Consider the following 26,571-nt stretch of genomic DNA (forward strand, 5'->3'; position numbering starts at 1 on the left):
CTCGCCTGAAAGGGGATTATCGTGCAGCAAAACGAACAACTTTTTATTGGTATAGATGGCGGCGGCACTAAGTGTAAGGCCAGGCTGGAAAGTAGTAATGGTGTTTTATTGGCAGAAGCTGTGACAGGGCCTGCTAATCCGGCGACAGATTTTGCTTTGGCAGTGGATTCTATACTGCAAGCCTGTCAGCAGGTCGTGCAGCAGGCCGGTTATACCGAAAGCGCTTTGGCTTGTTGTCATGTGGTGATGGGTTTGGCTGGGGTGAATGTGCCCAGAGTGCAAAGTCAGATGCAAAACTGGTCTCATCCTTTTGCTGGTTTAACAGTCACCACAGATTTGCACATTGCCTGTCTTGGTGCTCATGCTGGGCAGGATGGCGCCATTTTAATTACCGGCACAGGCACAGCGGCTTTTTCTAAGGTAGACAATCAGCAGTTTTTATTCAGTGCTCAGGGTTTTCCGCTGGGAGACCGCAGCAGCGGCGCCTGGTTTGGCTGGCAGGCCGTGTGCGCCACTTTGGATTGCCTGGATGGCTTAACCGATGAGACAGAGCTGACCAAAACCATTTGCCGGACTTTAGGTGTTAATAGCAATACGGACCTTATCAGCTGCTGTATCAGCTACAAGGCAACAGACTATGCCCAGTTAGCGCCGCTGGTACTGAGGTACCAACAGCTTGGCGACTCTGTAGCTTTGGATATCACCAGCCGCGCTCTGGATTATGTTCAGGCGTTAGTACAACGCTTACTGAAAACAGCAGCGCCCCGTATCGCCATGATAGGTGGTCTGGCTCCATTTTTAGCCGACTTATTACCTGATGAATTACAGCAACAGCTCAGCCCAGTGCTGGGCCCCCCTGAGGTTGGCGCAGTGGCGCTCGCCCGACAGCTTTTTGCGGAGAAAACAGCATGACGTTAATGCGGGAAGAAGCCAGTTCCAGCTGGCAAAAAATTCAACAACAAAACTTAAGTAATAAAGCGGTATATCAGCAACTCGCCGAAAAAATCCGGGCCTTTGAACCGGCTTTTGTTTATATGGTTGGGCGTGGTACCTCTGATCACGCCGGTGTGTTTGCCCGTTACCTGATTGAAGTGGAGTTGGGAGTGGTTGTGGCCGCGGCGGCGCCTTCAGTCGCCAGTTTATTCTCAAGGCAGCTCAAGTTAAACAAAGCGCTGGTGCTGCTGATTTCCCAGTCAGGGCGCAGTGAAGATTTGCTGGCGCAGGGCAGAGCGGCCAAACAAAGTGGCGCTTTAGTGGTGGCATTGGTGAATGATATCAGTTCACCGCTGGCTGCTTTGGCGGACTATGCCATTCCGTTATTGGCAGGCCCTGAAAAAGCAGTGGCAGCCACGAAAAGTTACCTTTGTACTTTGTCCGCTTTGCTGCAACTGGTGGCGCACTGGAAGCAGGATCAGGCTTTGCTGGATGCTTTAGACAGTTTGCCGGCTGCACTGCAACAGGTAGTAGAGCAACCCGCCCAACTGCATGCAGAACACATCAAAACGCTCCGTCATTCTGTGGTGTTAGGCCGGGCTTTTGGTTACGCCATCTCCAGAGAAATCGCATTAAAGATTAAGGAAGTCTGTGGTATTCAGGCCGAGGCCTTTAGTAGCGCAGAATTTTTACATGGCCCTATTTCGCTACTGAATCAGCCTTTGACGCTATTGAATGTGCAGCTGCATGATGAAAGCACTGAAGCACATGAAGCCCAAATCGCCGAGGTGAAAAAACGTGGTGGTGTGGTGTTAACTTTAGCCTTAAATGCAGAGCAGCAAGCTATCCACCCACGACTACAGCCTTTGTTACTGATGCAGCGTTTCTATCTGGATATTGAAGCTGTAGCGCTGGCGCTTGGACATAATCCGGATGCGCCTGTTGGCCTGAATAAAGTGACCAGTACCTTATGAACAGTCTTTATGTCTCCCATTGTTTTGATGGCAAGCAATTGCTGCAGGATGTGCGGCTGGACTGGCAGTTGGGTCGTATTGTTGCGCTGCAATCCGGTGTAAAGCCGCAGCATCAGGCGCAACTGCAAGGCCTGCTTTGCCCGGGTTTTATTGATATTCAGGTCAATGGTGGTGGAGAGGTGTTATTTAATCAGTTGCCTGATGTCTCAGCACTTCGCACTATCAGCAAAGCTCATCTTGGCTTCGGTACTACAGGCATGTTGCCGACAGTGATCACCGACAGTCTGGAGGTGATGCAACGCGCTGCTGATGCTGTGGCTGAATTGCTGCCAGAGCCGTTGCATACAGTTTTGGGTATTCATTTTGAAGGCCCGCATTTATCGGTAGAGCGCCGGGGTATTCATCCTGCAGAGCAAATCCGGCCTTTAACCGACAACGAAATGCAGCTGATCTGCCGCAAAGACATAGGCAAAGTGATGGTGACTATAGCGCCAGAAACTGTACCTGTGGAGCAAATCCGCGAGCTTTGCAAAGCTGGCGTTAGGGTTAGTCTCGGGCATTCTGCCGCTACTGCAGAGCAGGCTTTGGCAGCGATTGAAGCCGGAGCTTGTTGTTTTACCCATTTATTTAATGCCATGTCGCCGCTGACCAGTCGTGAACCCGGTATGGTGGGAGCCGCTTTGGCCAGCTCGCAGGTGTATTGTGGTTTAATTTTGGACCATTTACATGTTCATCCGCTATCGGCCCGTATTGCAGCCTTGTGCAAAGGCGAAGACAAACTCATTCTGGTGACAGATGCGATGGCCCATACCGGCAGTGAGTTGCAGGTATTGCCTTATTTGCAGACTGAAATCCGGCGCGAAGGCCTGAAACTGACCCTACCAGAAGGGACGCTTGCTGGCTCAGCCCTTGATATGAACACCGCTTTGCGGCATTTTTGTCAGGATTTAGCTTTGCCGCTAAGCGCTGGGTTAAAAGCTTTAAGTACCAACCCGGCTCGTTTAGCCGGGCTGGATGATATGGGGCAGTTACAAGCTGGTGCTGTGGCCAATATGCTGTTGTTAGACAATAACCTGAACATGCAGCGCTGCTGGTTACAAGGTGCAGAACAGCAGAAAGAACAACACAACAAGAAGAGGGATATCCAATGAACACAACTGTAACTGAAGCGACAAAAGGCCAATCAAGCCTGCAGCCGATCATTATTATTGGCGTGCTGTTTTTCATGTTTGGCTTTATTACCTGGCTCAATGGCGCTTTGATCCCGTTTTTACAGCTGGTGTGTCAGCTAGGCGAATTTCAGGCGCTTTTAATCGCCTTTAGTTTTTATATTGCCTATGTGGTAATGGCGTTGCCTATGGCCAGAGTGCTGGCCTGGTCGGGTTATAAAAACGCCATGTCCATCGGCTTAGGACTGATTGCTTTGGGCTGTGCTTTGTTTATTCCGGCGGCCTACAGCCAGCAATTTATCGTATTTTTACTGGCGCAGTTTGTGGTGGGCTCGGGTTTAACTTTGCTGCAAACCGCGTCAAACCCTTACTTAGTGCGGGTAGGTCCAGAACATTCAGCGGCAGCACGTATTTCGTTAATGGGTATTTTAAATAAAAGCGCAGGTGTATTAGCGCCTTTGGTGTTCACCTGGCTGGTGCTACAGGATTTAGGCCATATTACGGCAGATAGCCTGGCGCTGTTAAGTGAAGCTGAACGTCAGCAGCAATTAACATTGTTAGCCTCGCAGTTGATGGCACCTTATGCAGGCATAGCAGTGGCAATTTTGTTATTGGCTGTGGGACTGCGTTTTTCGGCACTGCCGGATTTACCAGCAGAAGCCGCCCCTGTAACAACAAATGGTAGCGAAACATCCATCTGGCAACATCGGCATTTGGTGTTAGGGGTTATTACCTTATTTTGTTACGTTGGCGTAGAAGTGATAGCTGGCGACACTATAGGTTTGCTGGGTTCCTCACTCAATGTGCAAGGAGCTACCACCTTAGCCTCTTACACTATGGCCTTTATGGTGCTTGGCTATTGCCTTGGCTTGGTGCTTGTACCTAAGATACTGTCGCAGCGACAGGCTTTGGCAATCTCTGCGGCTTTAGGTTTACTGTTATCTGTCAGTATTCTGGTGTCAGACCCAAGCAGCACTGCAGTTTCTGCTCTGTTGTGGGGCTGGGCCGGACTGCCATTATTGCCTGATCCTGTCACTCTAGTGGCTTTATTAGGCCTTGCGAATGCTTTGGTGTGGCCAGCCGTATGGCCTTTAGCCCTTGCAGGTTTAGGTGCATTAACACCCAAAGCTTCCGCCTTGCTGATTATGGGCATAGCAGGCGGTGCCTTGTTACCGTTGTTATATGGTGCTCTATCTCAGTATTTTGGCGCTATTGCAGCTTATATGGTGTTACTGCCGTGTTATGCAATGATCTTGTATTACGCGCTGAGGGGTTGTAGGGTGAATGCAGGTCAATAGACCTGTAACTTGGTCTACAGCTTTATCTTTTGTACCTGAAGGTGCAGCGTGGTTGAATCGACTACTCAGCTCTGCGAACAGAGGTTAATATGTTCGCGGGAATTAAGTGCTCGTAGCCTAGCTGCATCTGCAACTACTTGTTTATAGCCCAAAGGCAGGCTACAGCTAGCCCTGCTTATCCAGAGGCCGGGTGCCGTTTTCACTGACAAGGTCAACAAAGTTCAACTCCGACGGAGCTTTTTCAGTGACAAACGGGGTTGTTGCGGTCAGTTAGGTTATATGAAGAGTATTTTTCTTGACTCCTGCAGCCCTGGGACCTGACTTCTGCAAACCGATGTTCTATGTCGATGGAAAAAGGCTTGAAACTTACTTCTACTGAGACAGTAGGTGATGTGAGGTTGGGTTTATGTCTGGCTATAATACTTATATCTCGTGTTATCCCAGCAATTAGCGACTATGCTAACGGAAGTATCGAAATAAACTTTATTTTTTTCCGCTGTTTATCTGTTGTTTGCCAGCTATGCTATTACTGTAATCAGGTTTTTTTGTTTTATGCAGTCAGCTCTTTTTATAGACTGTTGCTAAATTATGGTTTTTATCGTATTTTTCATTTTTAAGCGTTAAGCTATCAGAGTGGCCAACTATCTAAGTAGAAGCAGTGTGTAGACTTAACCTCGGTTGATTCAGGATAAAACTGAAATTAATCTGATGGTTAGTGTCTTGATTCCTTTAGTGTCGGTGCCACATTGCCTTTAAGGGCGAAAAAACTTTAAGTGAGAAGAGGGGTAAGCTATGACCAGTTTGATGAATTCAGTTGACCAACGCACCAATATTGTCGGTCAAAACCGCCTCGAGCTTTTAATGTTTCGTCTGCATGGGCCTCAGCCTTATGGTATTAACGTGTTTAAAGTGCGGGAAGTAATAAGGTGCCCTGAACTGAGCGAATTACCAGGTGCCAATCCGAACGTGCGAGGTATAGCCCATTTGCGGGGGGTGCCCGTCACAGTAATTGATTTAAGTCAGGCCACTGGTGGTAAGCCGGTCTCAGATTTGTCCAGCGCCTTTATTTTGGTGACTGAATACAACCGTAACACTCAGGGCTTTTTAGTTGGTGGTGTAGACCGCATTGTCAACGTCAATTGGGAGCAAATTCTACCGCCACCTCATGGTGCGGGTCGAACTCACTATTTAACTGCCGTGACTGAAGTGGACAAGAAACTGGTACAAATTATTGATGTCGAGAAAGTGTTTTCTGAAATATCTCCAGTAGATGAAACTGTGAGTGAATCTGTAAAAGATAAAGCCAAAGACGTTGATTTTAAAGATTACACCGTGTTAGTGGCAGATGATTCAGCTGTGGCCCGTAATCAGGTCAAGCGCGCTCTGGCGACTATAGGCATTAATGTCGAAACTGTGAATGATGGCCGACTGGCGTTGAATTGGCTTGAAGCTAAAGCTCAGGAGCTTGGTGGTGATATTTCCGCCAAGGTACCACTGATTATTTCCGATATTGAGATGCCAGAAATGGATGGGTACACCTTAACAGCTGAAGTGAAAGCCAATGAACACTTACGTAACGTGCATATCATTCTGCATTCGTCGTTAAGCGGTGTGTTTAATGAAGCTATGGTGAAAAAGGTCGGCGCCGATCAGTTTATTGCCAAGTTTCACCCGGATGAGTTGGTGTCCGCAGTGCAACAATGGATGAATAGCTAAACTATATTCTAGAGCGGCAATTTTCAACTGCCGCTTATTTAATTCAAACTAGTCATAGGCCTGATTCTGCAAATAGTCACAGGCCTGCTGCACTTCTTTAATTTTCTGTTATGATCCCTTCACTGTAGCGCAAGGTTCTTCCAACAGTACCCTTGGCTTGTGTTTTTAACTCAATGGACTTTGAATGATTAATTATTTTCGCATTTTGGGCGTCAAATCCAGCGCCAATGAAGACGAGATTAAAAAAGCCTACAAGCGTTTATCCAATAAATATCATCCGGATAAGCTGCTGAATTTAACTGAAGATGAAAAAGAGCAGGCTGGCGTACAATTACAACGGGTAAAAGAAGCCTATGATGTATTGTCTGACGCCAAAAAACGTGCGGCTTTTATTAAAGATTTTAATAATGTGATAGTGCCGGACCCGACCGCAGCGATGAAAGAGCTGTGGGATAGTTATTACCCGTCCGTAAAAGGTTAAAACTCATGAGCAAAACATTCGACAAAAACCGTTTAGAAGCGTTAAAAACTGACGCTTACGAAAATATTGAATCCTATAACGATCCGGATACGCCAAAAGCGCTGGAAAAATTTACCAGCCAAATCAAAAGCATTTTGCAGGCCGACCCAAAGATGCTGCATTCAGTGCCTGAATATTTGCCTGTCGCTTTATTTGGCCGGGTAAAATTCACCCCTGAAGCCAATCTGAAATGGTCTGCCTGGCTTGCCAAAAACACCATGCCAGTATGGGATGAATTTAAAACTTCTGTGGCTTTTAATAACGCCGATTTACCGCTGGTAAAAACTATTCGTGAATTTAATGAAGATTTATTGATCGAAAGCTGTGCTGTGCTTTTTATGCTGAATAATCATATAGCCGCAGCGCCGGGCCCACGTAACACAGATGATGACGAAGACGAAAATTCAGACGAGTCCTCTTTCCGTAATGATGCTGATGATGATTACGAAGGCAATGACGACGAAGAAGAAGGCTACGATAACCAATACGATGAAATCACTTTTAACCGGGAAGGCCGCTGATGAATAGTCTGATTGAAATTGCCGTTGCGGAAATTAAAGAACTCGCCATTGTAGAGCCAAAACAGGCCAGCAAAAAGTTTGAGCTGATGGCCAATACCATGTCGGATGCGCAACTGGTTGAAGTGATTGAAAATATTGATATTGTAACTCTGACTCAAATTAACAGTCAGCACGATATTTCTTTTCCTTCGATTATTTCTGAACTGATGACGCCGGAGAAAATCCGCGACATCGTTTGTCAGCAGCCTTTGTACTGGGAAGAGAAAATCAAAAACAATGCGGAAGATTTAAAACAGCATACCTTTGATTTTTTAACTTATCTTATTCGTACTCAGGATAGCGAAACCAAACAGGCAGAAATTCTGGAAGCCATAGCTGACGATCCGGCTGGTTTGTTTTATCTGTCGATTCCCTTTATCGAGCTGTACCGCGGCGAAGAGGTTGAAGATGAAGACGAAGTTCATGATTTATTGCACGAAGAAGAAGATTTAGAAGAAGCCATCAGCTACACCGAACGTCATCTGAACGAAGAAGTGCATGGCTTGGGTTATGATGACCCTCGTAGCTTATTGGCGCTGATCCGCCAACTGACCCCTAATGTGGAGCAAGCCATTAAAAATTTGGTGCGTAATGAAAACTCTGGTTGGGAACATATTATCAATAAGTTTGCTGCTGAGCTTGTGATGCAAGCCAAAGAGAAAAACCAGTCCACAGACGAATACGCCGAAGTGGATGATATGTTCAGTTTCCTCGATTAAGGCTATGTGTTTATTAAGGGATCAGTTATGCAGTTAGTGGTGCGGGATGTCAATCAGGGGCCTTTTTTAACTAAGGTGCTGAATTACGCCAAAGCAGAGCAAAAACTTTCGGAAGTGCAGCTGGAGCAGCTCAAAAGCAAAGCTGTACTGATGAGCCTGAAGTTTGCTGACAAGTTTTATAACAAATATAAAATGCACCTGTTAGAACAAGCTGCCCACGATATTATCGGTGTGGCTAGTTTGGGCTTGGCTGAATTGTCTGATCATGATTTGGACAAAGCTCTGGCTTTGCTGGTTAGCCCTGAAGGTATAGTCAAACCTTTCCAGAAAGGCTGGAGCATGTTGTCGCAGGTCAGTCAGCAAGTACCTAATCGTAAATCGCTGTATGGCGAAGTAGAAGAGCAGTTGCTGCAGGATATCGCCAGTCCACCCGACATCGAAGAGTGGCCAGGTGTGGCTGTGTATCAGCAGGCACTGCGCGAATCACGTCGTCGTCAGGCCATCAGTGTGGTGAAACAAACTTATTTCTACCATACCCAGTTGGACCCGTTCGAGCACTTTAACCTGGAAGATATGCTGGCTGAAGTGGTGCTGTATCGTCTTTGCACCAAAGGCGGCAAGGTGAAGCAGGATTTAAAGCAAAGGTTACGTGATATCGATTTAGCCGATGAATGGTTTGACATAACCTTTATCAAAGCTCATACCGATCAAGTGCTTAGCTTATTACCTGCTGGGTTTTCTGAAGCTGTATCAGTAGAGCTGGGTGAAAACTTCCATGCCGCTTTAGTCCGTACTTTGCAGTTTGCCAAAGGCTACAAAAAGCTGTTGGCAGAGAATGCATCGCCAGAACGGCGTGACGCCTACGAGCATAAGCAGGGCATGCTAAATCCTCTTTTAGGCTGGCCTCAATATATCGAAATGTAATAGCGGGGTCACCCATTAGCCACTCGGTGTCATAATAGCTGCAACACGCAAGGCCTAAACCCACTGCTTTCTGGGTATCAGTTTTACATCAGGACGGGCGCGGACAAACCGCGCCCCTACACGCCGCCGCGCTGCAACATCGATTACTAAGCGGCAACCCCGTCGAACTATTGGGTGGGCGGGTACCGTAGGGGCCGTGGCTTGTCTCGGCCCTTCACCCGCACTACGATTTTGGACACTGCTGCTGTATTTCTTTCCACCAAACCACATGACGTTTTAACTCTGCTTTTAATTCGGTATGCGGCACTTCAAAGCGCTGCGAAATAGGTTGTGCCAAAGCTGTGCCCTGATACAACTGCTGTAACAGCGGATACAATTGCTGATAAGTACCATCCACCTGCGCCAAATAAAGCTGCACTTTGCCAATAAAATACTGCAGCAAAATGGTATTAAAAATATCTGTTTTGTCTGAGCTTTTACCGGCAGGGCACTGGGCTTTTAGATCAAGCTGTTCTAACTGCTGATTTAAACTTTGCAGCCAGTTCTGGCTGAAGCGCAGGCTTTGTTGCAACTGGCTTAGCGTATTGGCTTTGTATAAAGCTTCTAATGCCAGTTCTGGGTTGATGCTACTGGCCTGCTGCCAGTTCTGCTGAACAATACTTTTTTGTAGCGCAAGCAAGGAATGTAAGGCTTGCATAGTTTCAGCCACACCTGCGACTGAGTCTGGCTCTGACAAATTACGGTAGGGGTGCAGTTGTTGACGCAAAGTCTCATCCTGCTGCAAAAAGTTCTGCCAATGTTTTTCAATTTGAGCGGTTTTGTCAAACGCAAGCCCTGAGAGTTTTTGTTGTAGATCAGGTGCAATATCCGGGTTGGTTAAACAAGGTTGCACCTGTTGTAAAAATGCCAGTTCGTACTTTAAGCGCTGACTTGGCGGCATAACTTTACCCAGGCTGCTATTACGTTCACCCAGCAATAAATCGAGGCCACAGGCTCGGGTCGCTGCTAACTCAACCAGAGTAATGCTGGTTGCTGCAATATCGGCTCTGGTTGCTGTAATAGAAGGAAGTGGCTGTAAAGCCAGTGGCGCTGGGTCTTGTAGTTCCAGTGCTAAAGTGCGACTAAGCCGGCTGGCATAGTCGTCCATCAGGGATTGAGCTGGATCACTGCAGCCAGTTACCACAAAAACAACAGCAATCAAGCTCAGTAGTTTAGTGAGATGATGCAGCCTGTTGCTGCTGTAAAATTTTGCCATCTTCTAATCGCCTGATTTGGTTTTTCAGAATAAGCGCCAGCATCACAGCAGCGCAGGACAAACCGACAATAATGCCAATCCAGAAGCCATGAGCGCCCATCTTCGGCAAAATCCAGTCAGTTAAACCTAATACAGTGCCTAAACCAAAACCGATCGGCCAATAGGCGATAAAGGTGATAAAAAAGATAGGTTTGGTGTGTTTTAAACCACGTAAGGCGCAAGCTGACACTACCTGTATCGCATCAGAGATCTGGTAAAAGCAGGCCAAGACTAAAATAGAGGTCGCCACAGCTAATACGGCAGGATCGGTAGAGTAGAGCGATGCGACTAAAAAACGGCCAAAATAAGTTACCAGCGCTATGCCTACTGCCATCATCATGGCTAGTTGCACTGCGGTGGATACGGCTTTTTTCAGCTCTTGCACATCGTTACTGCCAACCAGATGACCGACCCGTATTGTCGTTGCCATGCCCATACTCATCGGCAACATAAAAACCAAAGCGCTGTAATTATTGGCAATTTGATGACCGGCCACCACTATAGGGCCTAAGTGCACAATCATCAGCGGGATAGATGAAAACAAGGTCACTTCAAAAAACAGCGAAAAAGCTATAGGTGTGCCTATAGCTATGATATGCCATAAGTCTTTGCTGTTGGGTTTCAGGTTGTCAGGCTTTTTCATATAAAGCGCTGTACTGCGACTTCTGAAGGCATAAATGGTGATAGCAATAAACATCGCAAGAAACACCAGAGAGGTCGCGACACCGCAACCAGCGCCGCCTAAAGCCGGCATCCCCAACTTGCCATAAATAAACACATAGTTCGCCGGAATATTGACCAGAATACCAACAAAGGCTATCCACATAGTGGCTTTGGTATTTCCTATACCTTCAAACAGGTTACGGAAAATCATATAACCCGCGGCCGGATAAACGCCGTAGCTGACATAGACCAGATAATCGACGGCTTTCTGACGCAAATTATCTTCCATCGACAAGTACTGTAACGGTAGGTGGATATACTGCATGACTACAACAATTGCTGTTGCCAGTACCATAGCCAGATAAAAACCTTGCAATGCATTATGCGGAATGGCGGTGTGGTTTTTCGCACCATACAGCTGCGAAATAATAGGGGTTAAGGCCAGCAATAACCCCTGCAGAGTCAAAATAATAGGCAGCCAGATAGCCGAAGCCACAGCAATAGCTGCCATATCCAAAGCACTGACTCGACCAGCCATGATGGTGTCAATGACAAACATCATGGTTTGGGTTAACTGAGCCAGCATAATAGGGCCGGATAATTTCAGAATGGTTTTTGCTTCAAAGCGGGAAAAGGGTAACATAACAACTCTTGTAAGACAGGCGAAAAACGCCGTAAAGATAGCACAGCAGAGGTTTTATGTTTACCGGAATAGTGCAGGCAAAAGTTAAAGTCAGTGAAATCAGCGACCAAGAGCAGTTTCGTAGGCTCACTCTTGAAGTGCCGGTGCAGTTGCTGCAAAACCTGGAGCGAGGGGCCAGTATCTCTGTTAATGGGACTTGTTTAACGGCCACCGAATTTAATCTGCAACTGCCCTTAGGGAAAGTAAGCTTTGATGTAATAGACGAAACCTTAGTCAAAACCAACTTAGGTGATTTAACTGTTGGCTCATTGGTGAACTTTGAACGATCGTTGACCTTTGGCCGGGAAATAGGCGGGCATTTGGTCTCAGGCCATGTACATGGCACGGCGAAAATTTTAGCTGTGACCCTAACTGGTGCGAACTGGCGTGTGGATATTGAGCTCAAGCCAGAGTTTAAAAACTACGTATTGAGTAAGGGCTTTATCAGTATTGATGGTATTAGTTTGACTGTAGGTGAAGTGACAGCCACAAGTTTTAGCCTGCATTTGATACCAGAAACCCTGGACGTGACCACCTTAGGTCAGCGCGTAGCAGGTGACAGGGTGAATATCGAACTGGATCAACAAACAGTCACCATAGTAGACACTGTGGAACGGGTCTTAGCAGCAAAGTCTCTGTAGGGGATGGGTTTATCCCATCCCGCTGATGATGAGGTAAGTCTTAATAATACTGCTCATCATCAGCGTCGATAAATACCTGCACTTTATTATGCAACTCGTCTTTATGAGTTTGTATATGGATGGGGCTACAGCAGTTGCTGCAATCTTCAATATAGTCCTGATCGTCGCCGCTGACATCAAGGGTGATATGAGTAGGGTGGCCACAAAATGGGCAAAGAATAGTTTTATGCACTAAGTCCATCAATCCTCCGTTAGCCACTGCTCCTCTGAGCACTGGCGACTGGTTAGTTCAGCTCCCTCCGTTTTGAATTCCCGTTGTGTTTTAGTGTAGGCCTAAAAATCACTCAGGTGAAAATTTATAGGTCTGTTGCGTCATTTTAGCTGCAGTTGCCGATAAAGCGCCGTAGCTGTTATGATGCAGCTGCTTTTTGTTAAAAGCAGAGACAACTACGTGTTGTACTGCTTTGTTCTACCGCTCGTAAGGTTGAACCGCAAAAAACATTCCCTTAATTTCATTGAATCGACATGTGACCTTTGGTATAGGCCACCACTGTGAGGACTTATCATGCCAGTTATTACTTTACCTGACGGTAGTCAGCGTTCGTACGACAATCCATTATCTGTATTAGACGTTGCCAAAGACATAGGCCCTGGTTTAGCGAAAGCCACCATAGCCGGCAAAATTAATGGCCAATTAGTAGACGCCTGTGAGCTAATCACAGCCGATGCTTCATTAAGCATTGTCACCGCCAAAGATCAGGAAGGCCTGGAAATTATCCGCCACTCCTGCGCTCACTTATTGGGTCATGCCATTAAGCAGTTATGGCCCAATACAAAAATGGCGATTGGTCCTGTCATCGACAACGGCTTTTATTATGACGTTGATTTAGACCGCCCAATCAGTAGCGATGATTTAGCTCAACTTGAAGAGCGCATGCTGCAACTGGCCAAAACCGAATATGACGTGGTGAAGAAAAAAGTAAGCTGGCAACAGGCTTATGACACCTTCGCTGCACGTGGCGAAAGCTACAAAATGGAAATCCTAGATCAGAACGTTGCGAAAGACGATCAGCCGGGTTTATACCATCACGAAGAATACATCGACATGTGTCGTGGCCCTCACGTGCCAAATATGCGGTTCTGCCAACACTTTAAAGTGATGAAAGTGGCGGGCGCGTACTGGCGTGGTGATGCGAAAAACAAAATGCTGCAACGTGTATACGGCACGGCATGGGCTGATAAAAAGCAATTAGCCGCCTATTTACTGCAACTGGAAGAAGCGGAAAAGCGTGACCACCGTAAAATTGGTAAAGCTTTAGGCTTATTTCACTGGCAGGAAGAAGCTCCAGGCATGGTGTTCTGGCATAACGACGGCTGGACTATTTTCCGCGAGCTGGAAACTTTTGTCCGTGAAAAGCTGGGCGAATACGATTACCAGGAAGTCAAAGGTCCATTTATGATGGACAAAGTGCTGTGGGAGAAATCTGGTCACTGGGAAAAGTACTCAGACAATATGTTTGTCACCAGTTCTGAAAACCGTGATTACGCCATCAAGCCAATGAACTGTCCTGGCCATGTGCAGATTTTTAACCAGGGCTTAAAGTCGTACCGCGATTTACCGCTGCGTATGGCTGAGTTTGGTTGCTGTCACCGTAACGAGCCATCAGGTGGTTTGCACGGTCTGATGCGAGTGCGTGGTTTTACTCAGGATGACGCCCATATCTTCTGTACTGAAGATCAGGTGCAGGCTGAAGTATCGGCTTGTATCAAAATGGTGTTCGACGTCTACAGCACCTTTGGCTTTAAAGACGTACAAGTGAAATTATCCACCAGGCCAGAAAAACGCATTGGTACCGACGAAATGTGGCACCGTGCTGAGCAGGGTTTAGCTGAAGCTTTGGATGCCAATGGCATAGCTTATGACCTGCAACCTGGTGAAGGTGCCTTTTATGGCCCTAAAATTGAATTTACTTTACACGATTGCTTAGGCCGCGCCTGGCAATGTGGTACAGTGCAGCTCGATTTCGCTTTACCGGGTCGTTTAGGTGCAAGTTTTGTTGCTGAAGGCAACGACAGACAAGTACCAGTAATGATCCACCGTGCGATTTTGGGCTCGCTGGAGCGTTTTATCGGAATTCTGATTGAAGAATATGCAGGCTTTTTCCCAGCTTGGTTGGCCCCAACTCAGGTTGTGGTGATGAATATTACCGATAATCAGGCCGAATATGTGCAGGATTTAGTAAAAACTTTCAAATCTCATGGTATTAGAGCAATTTCTGACTTGAGAAATGAGAAGATAGGCTTTAAAATCCGCGAGCACACGCTACAGCGTGTTCCTTATTTAGTGGTAGTCGGTGATAAAGAAGTTGAAGCCGGCGATATCGCATTAAGAACACGGAAGGGCGAAGACCTCGGAAAAATGAGTGTAAGCGACTTTGTAACCAAGTTGACCACTGAAATAAAAAACCGGGTCTAATTATTTTCACTCTTGGAGGAACATACTATTAAAGTAGGAAAGAAAACTTTACCGGCGAACAGACCAAACCGTATTAACGAAGAAATCAACGTTAAAGAAGTACGCTTGTTAGGTCTGGAAGGTGAGCAATTAGGTGTAGTAATCACTTCAGAAGCTATTCGTTTAGCAGAAGAAGCAGGCGCTGACTTGGTAGAGATTAGCCCAACCGCTGAACCACCTGTTTGTAAGTTGATGGACTATGGTAAGTTCCTGTTTGAGAAAGGCAAAGCTGCTAAAGAGCAGAAGAAAAAGCAAAAACAGATCCAGATCAAGGAAATCAAATTCCGGCCTGGAACTGATGAAGGCGATTACCAGGTAAAACTACGCAACCTGCGTCGCTTCATTGAAGAGGGTGACAAAGCTAAAGTAACACTGCGTTATCGCGGTCGTGAAATGGCGCATCTGGACATCGGTATTGAGATGCTTAACCGGATTAAAGAAGATATGTCAGATATTGCTATCTGCGAATCTTTCCCAAGCCGTGTTGAGGGTCGTCAGATGATCATGATGCTGGCCCCAAATAAGAAGTAATAAGAGCTTTCAAGCATAAGATACGCCGCTTGAACAAAGCGGCGTTTTTTATCGCCTTATTATTCGTTGTAATCTAAACAATGCGAGTTATTTAACTATGCCAAAGATGAAAACCAACAAAGGTGCTGCAAAGCGCTTTAAAAAAACCGGCTCAGGCGGTTTTAAACGTAAGCAATCACATCTTCGCCACATTTTGACGAAGAAGTCTTCTAAGCGTAAGCGTCAGTTAGGTCCAAAAACGTTAGTTGCAAAAGTTGACGTGGCTGGTATCGCTCGTTGTCTGCCATACGCATAATATTAGGAGATTTTAAATGCCAAGAGTAAAACGTGGTGTGACAGCTCGCGCTCGTCACAAGAAGGTCTTAAACCAGGCTAAAGGTTACTACGGTGCCCGCAGTCGTGTTTATCGTGTCGCTTTCCAGGCAGTTATTAAAGCTGGCCAATACGCTTACCGCGACCGTCGTCAACGTAAACGTCAATTCCGTCAACTGTGGATCGCGCGTATTAACGCTGCATCTCGTCAGAACGGTTTATCTTACAGCCGCTTCATTGATGGTCTGAAAAGAGCATCTGTTGAAATCGACCGTAAGATCCTGGCTGATATCGCTGTATACGACAAAGGCGCATTTGCCGCTTTAGTCGCTAAGGCAAAAGAAGCTTTAGCTGCTTAATTCTTTGAGCAGAGTAAAAAAGGCACCCTTGGTGCCTTTTTTTATACCTTATGTCAGCAAAAGTCGTCGAAACTTTTGTATTTCAAACTTAGCTAGGGTAAGTCAACGTTTCTCTATTCTTTTCTTCAGCACTGATTAAAACAGTTAGTCTCTTTCAACTCTTAGGTTCATTTTTATCGAATAGATGAAAATAAATATCTTGTTACAGCTCTTAATAGCCTTAAAAATAACATCACACGCAGAATTCGCCTGATCCTTATCTGTAGAAACAGAGTCAAGACTAAAATGTGCACTTTTTTTTAAAAGTAGGTTTTATTTTTGATAAGTAATGTGGCACAATGAAAAAAATGAAACTTGGCGCAAATTCGATAGAATCTGTCAATTTATTACCTATCTTTGATAAAATTGATTTGTTTTTATCATGTCGTCCAGGTTTAAATATGTTTTACCTAAAGTTTTTTACAGAATAGGAGCCTCCGTATGGATGGTTATGATGATGTTCTGCAGTTTATGAGCAAAGTAGGTGATCAAGATCTGAATTACCGTAGCTTCCCTACAGGTACTCAATGTTCAGGTCAATCAAAATGGCACTTGCTGAACGAGGTTGCCAATTATAAGCAGCCATTGGTGCAGCCCCAGCCTGAGCCTGTGATAGCTCTCAACGCTCGTACCAATTCATCAGCTGAGTCAAGCTCTTTTCTGTCGAACACTCTAGCGCAGACTCAATCAAAAAACAGCGCCAACACTGGATTTTCACATTTGTTCAAAGATCAACAACAGCAGGATAAGCAAACGAAGCCTGCAACGAATGATTCATTGAGTGCGTTGTTTAGTCGGATCGGGTCATGAGTGTAATTTGTATAGCCTCGCCTAAAGGCGGGGTCGGAAAAACGACAATGTCGGCTAATCTTGCTTTCGCTATTCAGCGGTTAGGCCATAGGGTCGTTGCTATAGACTTTGACAATCAAAATGCCTTGAGACTTCATTTTGGTATGCCTTTAAGCGATTCCAGCGGCTATGTTGAAGAGCTGGATTCGTCTATAGAGTGGACCAGATTGGCGCAAGATACCGACTCAGGTGTTAGATATCTGCCATATGGCAGGGTCGATAAGAGCCGTATGGCTTATTACGACCAATGGTTGCGTTCAAATCCCACCTTATTGGCAAAAAAATTAGCGCCATTCCTTAATCAATCAGACACTGTCATTATTGCTGATTTGCCACCAGGTCCTTCTGCCGCTTTGCAAGCGTTATCACTGATGGACCCGATGATTATTAATGTATTATTAGCTGATAGTGCCTCACTGAGTGTGCTGCCAGAGATTGAATCCGGAAGTTTTTACGGTGAAGACGCAAAACAAAGAACTTATTTCCTGTTGAATCAGGTGGATATGCGCAGTCAGTTGAATCGGGACATTACTCAGTTTTTAAATGGCAGATTAGCTTCTTCCTTGTTGGGTATAGTTCACAGGGATGAGGCCGTTCCGGAGGCGAATGCCAATCAAATGTCAGTGTTCAGATATGCGCAGTCTTCCTCTGTTGCCGCTGATATTGATAGTATTGCTCGGAATATTCACAGATTATTACCAAAGATGCATGTAAGTGAATATAAAAAATACAGTTGATTGTGACAGTTGCAAGGGATGACATGAGCAAAGGCAGTTCTTCTACACCATCGGGTATATTAATTACTATTGTTATAGTGTTCTGGGCGGCAGTTGCTGCTGTAATCATTACGACCCCTCTGAGCTTAACTAATCAGGTCCTGTTTGGCCTGTCTTGCGGCATCTTGCTGTTCATAGTTGCACGTCGTAAAAATCATTGGACACACATTGTAATGTTACTGATGTGTGTCATTGTTTCGACACGCTACTTATATTGGCGCACCACTGAAACTTTAGTGTTTGATAGTTTTCTGGAAGGATTTCTCGGTATAGGTCTGTTGCTGGCTGAGTTTTATGCTTGGTTGATTCTGACCTTGGGGTTCTTTCAAACCATATGGCCGCTGGACCGTCGCATAGAGCCCATGCCAGACGATGTCAATCAATGGCCTACAGTGGATATATATATCCCCACTTACAACGAAAGTATCGAGGTGGTAAAAGACACTGTGCTTGCGGCGCAAAATATTGACTATCCTCCTGAAAAAGTCCGTGTCTACATACTCGATGATGGCCGCCGTGCTGAGTTTGGTGCTTTTGCGGCAGCAGCTGGTGTTGGCTACATCAGCAGAGACGATAATAAGCATGCGAAAGCAGGAAACTTGAATAATGCTATCCGGACTACTAACGGCGAGTTGATTTGCATTTTTGACTGCGATCACGTTTCAACCCGCGCTTTTTTGCAGGCGACAGTAGGTTCTTTTATCAAAGATAAAAAGCTTGCTCTGATGCAAACCCCTCACTTCTTTTATTCTCCAGACCCATTCGAGCGCAACCTGACCACTGGCGATGAAATTCCTCGCGAAGGGGAGTTGTTTTATGGCCCAGTCCAAAAAGGCAATGACTTTTGGAATGCGGCCTTTTTCTGTGGTTCCTGCGCTGTGATCCGTCGTTCAGCCATTGAAGAGATTGGCGGTTTTGCGGTGGAAACTGTGACAGAAGATGCTCATACTGCGTTGAAACTGCAGCGTCTTGGCTGGAACTCGGCCTTTTTAGCATTGCCTTTGGCTGCGGGTTTGGCGACAGAGCGTCTAGCTTTGCATATTGGTCAAAGGGCGCGTTGGGCCAGGGGCATGACCCAGATACTGCGGATGGATAATCCGCTATTAGGCAAAGGTTTAACTTTCGCCCAGCGTTTATGTTACCTCAACGCCATGATGCACTTTTTGTTTGCCTTGCCTCGGATAGTGTTTCTGACTGCACCTTTGTGTTATCTGCTGTTTGGTCAAAATATTATTGATTCATCGCCAGAGATGATTTTAGCTTATGCTTTACCCCATTTGTTGTTCACCACTTATACCAATTCCAGGCTACAAGGCCGCTTCCGTCATACCTTTTGGGGGGAAATTTATGAGGCTGTGTTGTCCTTTCACCTGGTATTGCCAACTTTGGCTACCATTATCAATCCGCGTAAAGGTAAGTTTAATGTCACCGAAAAAGGTGGCTTACTGGAAAATGGTTACTTTGACTACGACATGGTAAAACCGCATTTATTTACTTTGGTCTTGCTCCTGTGCGGTTTTTTCTCTGGTGTTGTTCAACTGATTTGGAGCGAGCATTACAATGTTGAACCTAAGGTGCTGTTACTGAACTTGTTTTGGGCCGGTTTCAGCTGCGTTATGCTGTTTGCTTCTGTAGCCGTTGCTCGAGAGATGAAACAAATACGGCAAACGGTCCGACTTGACATTAGTTTGCCTGTCGTATTGCATTTAGATTCCGGCCATACCTTAAGGACCAAATCGATTAATTTGTCGATGGGTGGAGCTTTGGTCGAAAATGTGACTCAACGTTACGAAGAAGAGCATATTAAAGATATAGAAATTTATCTTAATTCAACACCTATGGCTTTTCCGGTTGAAACAGTATTCCGCGACGATGAGACGATAAGGTTCAAATTTGAAGAGTTACCTATTCCTCAGCGCCGGGAGTTAGTCAAGGTGGTGATGGGGCGTGCAGATGCCTGGCTTCCAGGTTCAGCCGAGCCTAAAGAAAATAACGTGCTGGTGTCAATCTGGCGTGTCATTCGTTCAATAGCTGGCCTGTTCAGAGAATCTGCGCAGAAAAAGAAAGAAAGGGATTATGAATTGCAAAACGCCAACAAACCATTAAGCGGCTGGAAGCCACGATTGGCATTACTCGTTTTAATAGCGATCAGCGCAGTCATTATTTCTAATCAGGCGCTGAGTGCTCCGATGCAGAGCCAATCAGCAGCAGCGACGTCGCCAAAGCCGGCTAAACCTGCACTAGTAAATCCTGCTTTGACTGGGCCAGCCCCCAATGTAAGGACTGAAGACTTTACATTTGAAGAATTTGGTATGCAGCAGGATCTGTATTTTTTTGGTAATAACACCTCGGCTGGATTGACCTTTACTCTGCGTAGTGATGAGTTTGTCCGTTTAGCGAGATTAAAATTAAAGTTAAGCTATTCAGATGCCTTGTTGGAAGATGAAAGTTTCCTTGATGTGATCCTCAACGGACAGCTGTTGAAAAGTATTGAGCTAACGCCTTTTAACGCTAAGGCACTCGAGGTCGAATTACCTATTGAACCTGCGATGATACTGGGCGCGAATAATCTTGATTTTCGTCTGACAGGGCGTACGTTACAACAATGTAACAATGAGTTGTCAAAAGATATTTGGATCAGGATAGATCAGAGCTCTGAAATAGTTCTTTCAATGCAGCGTTTGGCAGTAACAACAGATTTGTCGCGCTTTCCTGAGCCATTTTTTAACCCTGGCGCTATGAATAGAGTGACCTTACCTATAGTGGTCCCCAGCAAGGCGACACCAGTCACTTTAACCAGCGGAGCTATAGTTGCCTCTTATATCGGCAGCGTCGCAGAGTATCGCAGTCTCAGCTTTCCTGTAGTAAGGAATAGACTGCCGCCTGAGAATGCGATAGTTTTTGTGATGCCAAACGAAACGATCAGCGGTTTGTCTGTCCCGCCAATCAAAGGACCAGAGCTCAGGTTGATAGAAAATCCGGTAAACCCTGTCTACAAGCTATTGCTGGTTATGGGTCGTACTCCTGAAGAGCTAAAAGTTGCCGCTACACACCTTGTAATGCGAACGGCTTCATTAAACGGCACTTATATCAAAGCAGAGGCAACGCAAAAGTTAAGCCGTGAACCCTACGACGCTCCACGCTGGACTGCTATTCAGCGGCCTGTTGCTTTTGGTGAACTGGTGGACGAAAGCCGTCTTGTTAGTAAGGGGTTGTTCCATCGACCGCTTGAATTGAGTTTTCGAGCCTCACCAGATTTGTTTTTTTGGGATAGAGAAGTCATACCACTGACGGTTAAGTACAATTTTCCGGAAGGGCAATGGCTGAATGAAGAGAAGTCCAGCCTGGATGTATCCCTTAACGGACGGTATTTAACATCATTACCCGTCAACCAAACTGGCCTTTGGGCTTCTTTTACCCGAAAGCTTGGAAGAGATATTCGCCAGGAAGAAGCACAAATTGAAATACCGCCATACCTGCTGTATGGAGAGAATACTCTGCAGCTTTATCACAATTTTGTCGTGAAAGGTGATGACTGTGAATTGAATGTTCCAGCTGAAATTGCAGCTCGCGTATTACCTAACTCCAGTCTGGATCTAAGCTCAGCCAAGAACTTTACTGTACTGCCTAATTTGTCGTTTTTTGTCGGCGTCGGTTTTCCTTTTACCCGCTATGCAGATTTAGGTCAGACCGTGGTTTTATTACCTGAGCAACCAGGTAACGAAGAAATTGAGACGTTGTTTGAATTGGCCGCACGCATGGGTAATGATACTGGTTTTCCTGCACTGGAGATGGAAGTGAAAACCAGTCTGGCCATGACTAAAAATCTGGCCGATCATGATATTTTGGCTATTGCCAATTTGAAAGACCTGCGCGAGTCAGGCTTGCTTGACAGTAGCCCTTTTGCAATACATCGTGACCGCTTAACCTTGAAACCTTTCAACTGGTTTGACAGAGTATTGTGGTTTGTTCAGGGCGATTGGGATAGAGAAGCGAAATCTGCTGCCCGAGTTTTGGACAGTACGCAAAAATTACAGGGTCTTTTTAGTTTTGTTTCGCCGGTAGATTCGGATCGTATTGTCGTGCTTGTCACTGCAGAATCCTCAGCTCAGTTGCCGGTTTTGGTTGATTCTTTGAATAAACCGCTGGTCAGCAGTAAAGTTCAAGGGGATATGGCACTGGTCGATGCAACAGGCCAAGTGCGCAGTAACAGAGTCGGAGAGCAGATTGCGTCCGGCGATATGCCGTGGCATATGGAAGTTCGCTGGTTTTTCGGACAACACGTTATTTTTATGGTGATAGGTTTGGCCTTGGCGGCCTTTACCGGCGCTGCAATTTTATTTCCTCTATTAAAACACCGGGCCGAGACTAGGCTAAAAACGGGAGCTGACGACAATGAATAAAACAATGATAGCCATGCTGACTGCATGTTTTCTCGGGCAAGTCAGCGCAGCTCAAGAGAACAGCACCTTTGATGCTTTGTTCAAGCAGGCTGAATACTGGCAAGACAAAAATCGTAGCGATCTTGCTAAAGATTCATTGCAGCGTGTTTTAAATGCTGATCCAGATAACCTGGAAGCTATTTATCGTATGGGCATGATTTCAGCCAAAGAAGGGGATGAAGCGCAAGTTCAGCAATGGATAAGCCGATTGGCCCAATTAGCGCCTATGGATCCAAGAGTGAAAGAGTTAGGTGCAGCTAAAACTGCTGAATCTGTTGACCCTGCAACGCTGGCTGAAGCTCGTCGTCTGGCATCCGCTGGCCAGTACGAAGCCGCATTAAAACGCTATCAGGAAGTCTTTGGCGGTACAGTCCCTACTCAAGATTTAGCCGCTGAATATTACCTGACTTTAGCCGGTACTCCGGGCGGTAAGCCAACCGCCAGCAGAGAGTTAAAGAAACTCTACCAGGCCCGGCCAGGTTATAGCAATGTCAAACAAGCTTATGCCCAAGTGCTGAGTTATGACGAAGGCAGCAGAAGAGAAGGTATCGCATTGCTTGCCGAGTTGGCGCCGTCTTCACCTGCGGCTGATAGCAGTTGGCGTCAGGCTTTATTGTGGTTAAATGCAACCAGTGCTGATAAAAAGTATTACGATCAATACTTAAGTGCTCATCCTAATGATCTGGAACTGATGACTTATTATCAGGACAGGATAAAAAGACGCAATACAACTGCTGTAATAAATAACAGAACTAGGGGCTATCAGGCGCTCAATGCCAATAAATTACCAGAAGCAGAACGCTATTTTCGTAGCGCACTGGCAGAAAATACCAAAGATGCAGAAGCCTTAGCAGGGATAGGTCTAATTGAATTAAGACAACAAAAATTCGAGGCTGCGAAAGACACTTTAAGTAAGGCGATGAGTATGTCTCCTGCTAAAGCGTCGACATGGCGCGATGCCTATCAGTCTGCTGATTTTTATGGCTCCATGAATACTGCTCGTCAGTTAATGGAAAAACAACAGAATGAGCAAGCTTTGCGTGTGGTAGAGCCTTTAACCAAAACTAAGGCCCCACGAGTGTATGAGGCTCAGGTTCTGGCTGCTCAGTTACAACACAAGCTTGGCTTACTTGATGATGCTTCAAGAAGCTATCAATCTGTCTTGCAAAATAATCCATCTCATACCGAAGCAAAACTTGGCTTCATTGCCGTACTGCAAAGTATGGGGCGGTGGAGTGATGCTGAGCGTTTGTCTGCTCAGTTGTCTGAGAGTGACAAAAACAAAATAGCTTACGTTTCTCAAGCCGAGGTACAGAAGTTAAGGGTTGACGCTGCGAATACTAATGATTTACTGGCTGAGATTAACCTGCGCAGGGCTATGAAACTGGCCCCCAGTGATCCTTGGGTCAGGTTAGACTTAGCACGTCTGGTAAGCAAGCAAGGTGACGAGTCAAGGGCTCGCTCTATCGTAGAACCTTTGGTCAGCCGAAGCCAACCAGCTGAATCACGCTATGCAGCTGCTATGTTTGCCAGTGAACAAAAACGTTGGGCTGATGTCGACCGAATAATGGCGACTATAGCGCCAGACCAACGTACTCCGGCTATGCGGACTTTGGCCGCCCAGTCTGCCGCCCGCAGTAAGTTCTCCAATGTATTGCAGCGCGCATCGGCAGGTGATCAGGCTGGCGCTCGCCAGTTATTGGTGGACCTGTACCAAAGCGCACCTATGGGGTCAAAAGCTATTGGAGAACTGGCTAACGACTTACTGAACTCTAATCAGCCTGAGCTGGCATATCAGTTGGTGGAGTTGGATTTAATGCAGGGGCTGGACGAAACAGCCGGCGACTATGTGACGCACGTCAGTGTGATGAATGAAAGTGGTCGCTCCAGACAGGCTCGTGCTCTGATGTCTGATCTGATGTTAAGGCCGGATTTAACAGAGGAGGATAGAAAATCCTTACTCAACCTGCAACAGGGGCTGGCCGTTCGCGAGGCTGACCAGCTGCGTAATTCAGGTCAGATGGCGCTGGCTTATGACGTACTTGCAGCCCGCCTGAGAGAGGCGCCCGAAGATGAAACCTTGTTGTTGGCGATGGGCCGTTTGTATCAGAGTGGTGACAAGACGGTCGAAGCTGATCAAATTTATAATTATGTGCTGAAACTTAATCCTGCTAATAAAGATGCGTTATCAGGTGCAGTAAATATGGCTTTGCAACAAAAAGACCCTGATAGGGCTGCAGAGTTGTTGGCTCGGGTTGACTGGAATAACACCAAAGAGCCTGAAATGCTGGTGATGGCTGCTCAAGTGTCTCAAGCCAAAGGAGACGATGCTGAAGCTACGGCTTTGCTGTTAAAAGCTCGCAAGCTTGCTTATCAGGATAGTTCAGTTTGGGGGGGGAGCACTGCTACAGGTCTCTCCGCCAATCCATTCAGGGAGCCCGTGGAAACAACCACTAATCCATTCAGAGACAAACGGACCTCGAAAAAGTCAGTCACTGATAGTATCAGGCCTTCCTGGTTGCCAGGTCAGGTTATTACTGACGTAGAGGAAAAGGTCGAGACTGCAAGTACCTCTGGTTCTTTGTTTGATCAGATTGATGGCATGTTGATGGATTTAGAACAAAGTACATTGACCCGTATTGATGCAGATGTAGTTCTGAGAGTGAGAGAGGGAGCTGACGGCTCGTCCGGTCTTGATTCAGTTGAAACACCGATGGTTATTTCCACCGGTGCATTTGGTGACGACAGGGTTGAGCTGACAGTGACTCCTACGTCGCTCAATGCAGGTACTGTAACTGGAGAGGATATTAACCTATATGGTCGTGGATCAGTTGTAAATGCAGCCAGTGGGGTCAGTGCCAGATTTAATAATCTCAGTGCTGTGTTGGATTCTTTGGAAAATTCTGCTTCTACTTATAACAGTGCGCAAGAAGCCTATGAGACTTTCCTTGGGTCCATTGACCCGGAAAACACCAACGCTTCTGAGCAATTAAGGTTGCGGGAACTAGAGAACCTTGCTGATGCTGCAAAAGCTTCATTTATAGAGTCTGCCCAAATTGATTTCTATGATGCTTTAGGATTGACCTCAGCAAACCTGTCCTCTGCGCAACTAGCCAACGTTAATGCCTGGGTTGCCTCCTTATTAAGTGCCAGAGACTACACCTTGGCTGATATTGGCCTGGATACCACGGATCAGGAGGATTTCTTAGCCGCTTTTGCCGCAAGCAGAGCGCGTTTAGAGAACATTATAGGCGATGCGCAAAGCTCACTGGATGCCCTGGCTGTAAGCACTGGTGATCCTGAAACCCAGCGTCGCACAGGTGTTGCTCTGGGTGTTGCTTATAAAGGCGACTGGATAGAAGCCGATGTAGCAACTACACCTCTGGGCTTTGAAAAAACCAATGTGGTAGGCGGGGTGAAACTTCAGCCAGAAATTATGGAAAATACCCGTCTGGTGCTGCAAGGTGAAAGGCGACCAGTGAAAGATAGTTTGCTGGCGTACGCTGGTACTGTGGATCATGTAACGGGAGAAACCTGGGGCGCTGTTACTAAGAATGGTGGTGGTGTAGGCTTGAATTTTGACAATGGTCAGACTGGAGTTTACGGTACAGTCGCTGAGCATCGATATGAAGGTGACAACGTGGACAGCAACAAAGCACTGTCCATGGAGATCGGCGGTTATTTTAGACCCGCATTATCACTGTCTGAACAGCTTCAGTTAGGCGTACATGTGGGCTATAACAGTTTTGATAAAAACCTGAGTAAATTTACCTTTGGCCATGGTGGTTATTTCAGCCCTCAGGACTATGTCAGTGTCGCCTTCCCAATGAACTACAGCCTTGAGTTGGAAGATATGCGTTTTAATTTACTATTCGCGCCTGGCTTTCAAAGTTACAGCGAAGATGGCAATAGTCTTTTCCCTACTGACGCCACAGCCCAAGCAGCGCTTGATCTTTTCTTTGCATTGGGTGCCATACGACAAGCGGGTTACGCAGCGTCCAGTAAGTCAGGTTTTGGTATGAGTTTTGGGGCTACTGGCGAGTATATGCCAAACCCTTATTTGAGAGTGGGTGGCCAGTTGGGCTTTGACAGCTTCGGTGATTACAATGAAACCTCTTTCCGTTTGTATATGAAGTATTTGATTGGAGGTTACAATGATTGAGTTAACTGAATACGAACGTATGAACAGTGGCTACTTCCAGAGTAAGCATTGCTCAGAGCAATGGCGTAGTTTTATTAAGGTATTTCTGGAAGAAATTTACAAGACGGGTGGTGAACAAGATGCCTGTGCTTTTTTACGCCACATGGGTGCACGTTTAGCTCATCTGCACCCTATTGGGCTCTATGACAGTATTGAGGAGCTCGAAAGGTCGATGAATAAAATACTGACTATGCTGGACTGGGGGTGGGTCAAAGTAAAACCTCAGGAGCATAGTCTTGAGTTTTATCACGGTGCTTTTCCGTTACCTTCTTATGGCAAAGCAGAGGCAGAGCGTGAAGCCAAGATATTCAGTGCTATGCTTGAGGGCCTTTACCATAGTTGGATGGTGGCCTTGGGCGGTAATCCGGATCTGCTCGTATTAACCAGAAAAGCTGTTGCTGGTGTCCCTTTCGAGCTGGTTTACACTAAAGCGTCCCGGTCGTATTGAGTTCAA

22 protein-coding genes are annotated in these 26,571 nt (G+C 46.1%); 19 read left to right on the forward strand and 3 right to left on the reverse strand.

Annotated features, from left to right (window positions below; genetic code table 11):
* The first annotated feature begins 21 nt into the window (after nt 1-21).
* From EMM73_RS06095 to atcC, 9 genes are all read left to right on the forward strand, one after another.
* Nucleotides 22-912 carry a glucosamine kinase nucleotide-binding domain-containing protein gene (locus EMM73_RS06095; protein WP_186435141.1) on the forward strand — a complete coding sequence of 297 codons (891 nt, stop codon included), beginning with the start codon at nt 22-24 and terminating at the stop codon, nt 910-912.
* Nucleotides 909-1,907, forward strand: a complete 999-nt coding sequence (gene nagB-II / locus EMM73_RS06100; RefSeq protein WP_127685565.1) for a glucosamine-6-phosphate deaminase NagB-II — start codon at nt 909-911, stop codon at nt 1,905-1,907. Before EMM73_RS06095 ends, nagB-II begins: the two co-directional genes overlap by 4 nt.
* Nucleotides 1,904-3,058: an N-acetylglucosamine-6-phosphate deacetylase gene (gene nagA, locus EMM73_RS06105; protein WP_127685566.1), complete on the forward strand. Its 1,155-nt coding sequence runs from the start codon at nt 1,904-1,906 to the stop codon at nt 3,056-3,058. Before nagB-II ends, nagA begins: the two co-directional genes overlap by 4 nt.
* Nucleotides 3,055-4,374, forward strand: coding sequence for a sugar MFS transporter (locus EMM73_RS06110; RefSeq protein WP_127685567.1), 1,320 nt, complete (start codon nt 3,055-3,057; stop codon nt 4,372-4,374). Before nagA ends, EMM73_RS06110 begins: the two co-directional genes overlap by 4 nt.
* 792 nt (nt 4,375-5,166) lie before the next feature.
* On the forward strand, nt 5,167-6,090 hold the full coding sequence (locus tag EMM73_RS06115; RefSeq protein WP_127685568.1) for a chemotaxis protein CheV: 924 nt from the start codon (nt 5,167-5,169) through the stop codon (nt 6,088-6,090).
* Nucleotides 6,091-6,274: 184 nt separating this feature from the next.
* Nucleotides 6,275-6,571, forward strand: coding sequence for a cold adaptation protein ActJcold adaptation protein ActJ (atcJ, locus tag EMM73_RS06120; protein ID WP_127685569.1), 297 nt, complete (start codon nt 6,275-6,277; stop codon nt 6,569-6,571).
* Nucleotides 6,572-6,576: 5 nt separating this feature from the next.
* Nucleotides 6,577-7,131 (forward strand): cold adaptation protein AtcA, encoded by a 555-nt coding sequence (atcA, locus tag EMM73_RS06125; protein ID WP_127685570.1) that lies wholly within the window; start codon nt 6,577-6,579, stop codon nt 7,129-7,131.
* Complete coding sequence (atcB, locus tag EMM73_RS06130) at nt 7,131-7,889, forward strand: cold adaptation protein AtcB (protein ID WP_222422613.1); 759 nt, start codon at nt 7,131-7,133, stop codon at nt 7,887-7,889. The genes atcA and atcB overlap by 1 nt, the downstream gene beginning before the upstream one ends.
* 27 nt (nt 7,890-7,916) lie before the next feature.
* A complete protein-coding gene (gene atcC / locus EMM73_RS06135) occupies nt 7,917-8,813 on the forward strand; it encodes a cold adaptation protein AtcC (protein WP_127685572.1) in 897 nt (298 codons plus the stop codon).
* A 223-nt stretch (nt 8,814-9,036) separates the two neighbouring features.
* On the opposite strand, the gene EMM73_RS06140 is transcribed toward atcC, so the two are convergent.
* Nucleotides 9,037-10,068, reverse strand: coding sequence for a DUF3080 family protein (locus EMM73_RS06140; RefSeq protein WP_127685573.1), 1,032 nt, complete (start codon nt 10,066-10,068; stop codon nt 9,037-9,039).
* On the reverse strand, nt 10,025-11,413 hold the full coding sequence (locus tag EMM73_RS06145; RefSeq protein WP_127685574.1) for an MATE family efflux transporter: 1,389 nt from the start codon (nt 11,411-11,413) through the stop codon (nt 10,025-10,027). The genes EMM73_RS06140 and EMM73_RS06145 overlap by 44 nt, the downstream gene beginning before the upstream one ends.
* A gap of 56 nt (nt 11,414-11,469) precedes the next feature.
* Here EMM73_RS06145 and EMM73_RS06150 point away from each other — a divergent pair, with 56 nt between their 5' ends.
* A complete protein-coding gene (locus EMM73_RS06150; RefSeq protein WP_127685575.1) occupies nt 11,470-12,093 on the forward strand; it encodes a riboflavin synthase subunit alpha in 624 nt (207 codons plus the stop codon).
* Nucleotides 12,094-12,133: 40 nt separating this feature from the next.
* Here the strand turns inward: EMM73_RS06150 and EMM73_RS06155 are convergent, their stop codons facing one another.
* Entirely contained in the window at nt 12,134-12,334 is a 201-nt protein-coding gene (locus EMM73_RS06155) for a CPXCG motif-containing cysteine-rich protein (protein WP_127685576.1), read from the reverse strand.
* 324 nt (nt 12,335-12,658) lie between these two features.
* Here EMM73_RS06155 and thrS point away from each other — a divergent pair, with 324 nt between their 5' ends.
* The 9 genes from thrS to bcsD all read left to right on the forward strand — a co-directional run bounded on the left by thrS (nt 12,659) and on the right by bcsD (nt 26,565).
* Nucleotides 12,659-14,569 (forward strand): threonine--tRNA ligase, encoded by a 1,911-nt coding sequence (gene thrS, locus EMM73_RS06160; RefSeq protein WP_127685577.1) that lies wholly within the window; start codon nt 12,659-12,661, stop codon nt 14,567-14,569.
* 12 nt (nt 14,570-14,581) lie between these two features.
* Nucleotides 14,582-15,139, forward strand: a complete 558-nt coding sequence (gene infC, locus EMM73_RS06165) for a translation initiation factor IF-3 (protein ID WP_185148615.1) — start codon at nt 14,582-14,584, stop codon at nt 15,137-15,139.
* Nucleotides 15,140-15,236: 97 nt separating this feature from the next.
* The gene (gene rpmI / locus EMM73_RS06170; RefSeq protein WP_040554869.1) at nt 15,237-15,434 is read left to right on the forward strand and encodes a 50S ribosomal protein L35; all 198 of its coding nucleotides are present in this window, start codon (nt 15,237-15,239) and stop codon (nt 15,432-15,434) included.
* 16 nt (nt 15,435-15,450) lie between these two features.
* The gene (gene rplT, locus EMM73_RS06175) at nt 15,451-15,810 is read left to right on the forward strand and encodes a 50S ribosomal protein L20 (RefSeq protein ID WP_046520188.1); all 360 of its coding nucleotides are present in this window, start codon (nt 15,451-15,453) and stop codon (nt 15,808-15,810) included.
* A 480-nt stretch (nt 15,811-16,290) separates the two neighbouring features.
* Nucleotides 16,291-16,659 carry a hypothetical protein gene (locus tag EMM73_RS06180; RefSeq protein WP_127685578.1) on the forward strand — a complete coding sequence of 123 codons (369 nt, stop codon included), beginning with the start codon at nt 16,291-16,293 and terminating at the stop codon, nt 16,657-16,659.
* On the forward strand, nt 16,656-17,435 hold the full coding sequence (gene bcsQ, locus EMM73_RS06185) for a cellulose biosynthesis protein BcsQ (protein ID WP_127685579.1): 780 nt from the start codon (nt 16,656-16,658) through the stop codon (nt 17,433-17,435). Before EMM73_RS06180 ends, bcsQ begins: the two co-directional genes overlap by 4 nt.
* A 23-nt stretch (nt 17,436-17,458) precedes the next feature.
* A complete protein-coding gene (gene bcsA, locus EMM73_RS06190) occupies nt 17,459-21,877 on the forward strand; it encodes a UDP-forming cellulose synthase catalytic subunit (RefSeq protein WP_127685580.1) in 4,419 nt (1,472 codons plus the stop codon).
* A complete protein-coding gene (locus tag EMM73_RS06195; RefSeq protein WP_127685581.1) occupies nt 21,870-26,078 on the forward strand; it encodes a cellulose biosynthesis protein BcsC in 4,209 nt (1,402 codons plus the stop codon). Before bcsA ends, EMM73_RS06195 begins: the two co-directional genes overlap by 8 nt.
* Nucleotides 26,071-26,565 carry a cellulose biosynthesis protein BcsD gene (gene bcsD / locus EMM73_RS06200; RefSeq protein WP_127685582.1) on the forward strand — a complete coding sequence of 165 codons (495 nt, stop codon included), beginning with the start codon at nt 26,071-26,073 and terminating at the stop codon, nt 26,563-26,565. The genes EMM73_RS06195 and bcsD overlap by 8 nt, the downstream gene beginning before the upstream one ends.
* Nucleotides 26,566-26,571: the final 6 nt, after the last annotated feature.

Source organism: Rheinheimera sediminis (assembly GCF_004005375.1).
GTDB lineage: Bacteria > Pseudomonadota > Gammaproteobacteria > Enterobacterales > Alteromonadaceae > Pararheinheimera.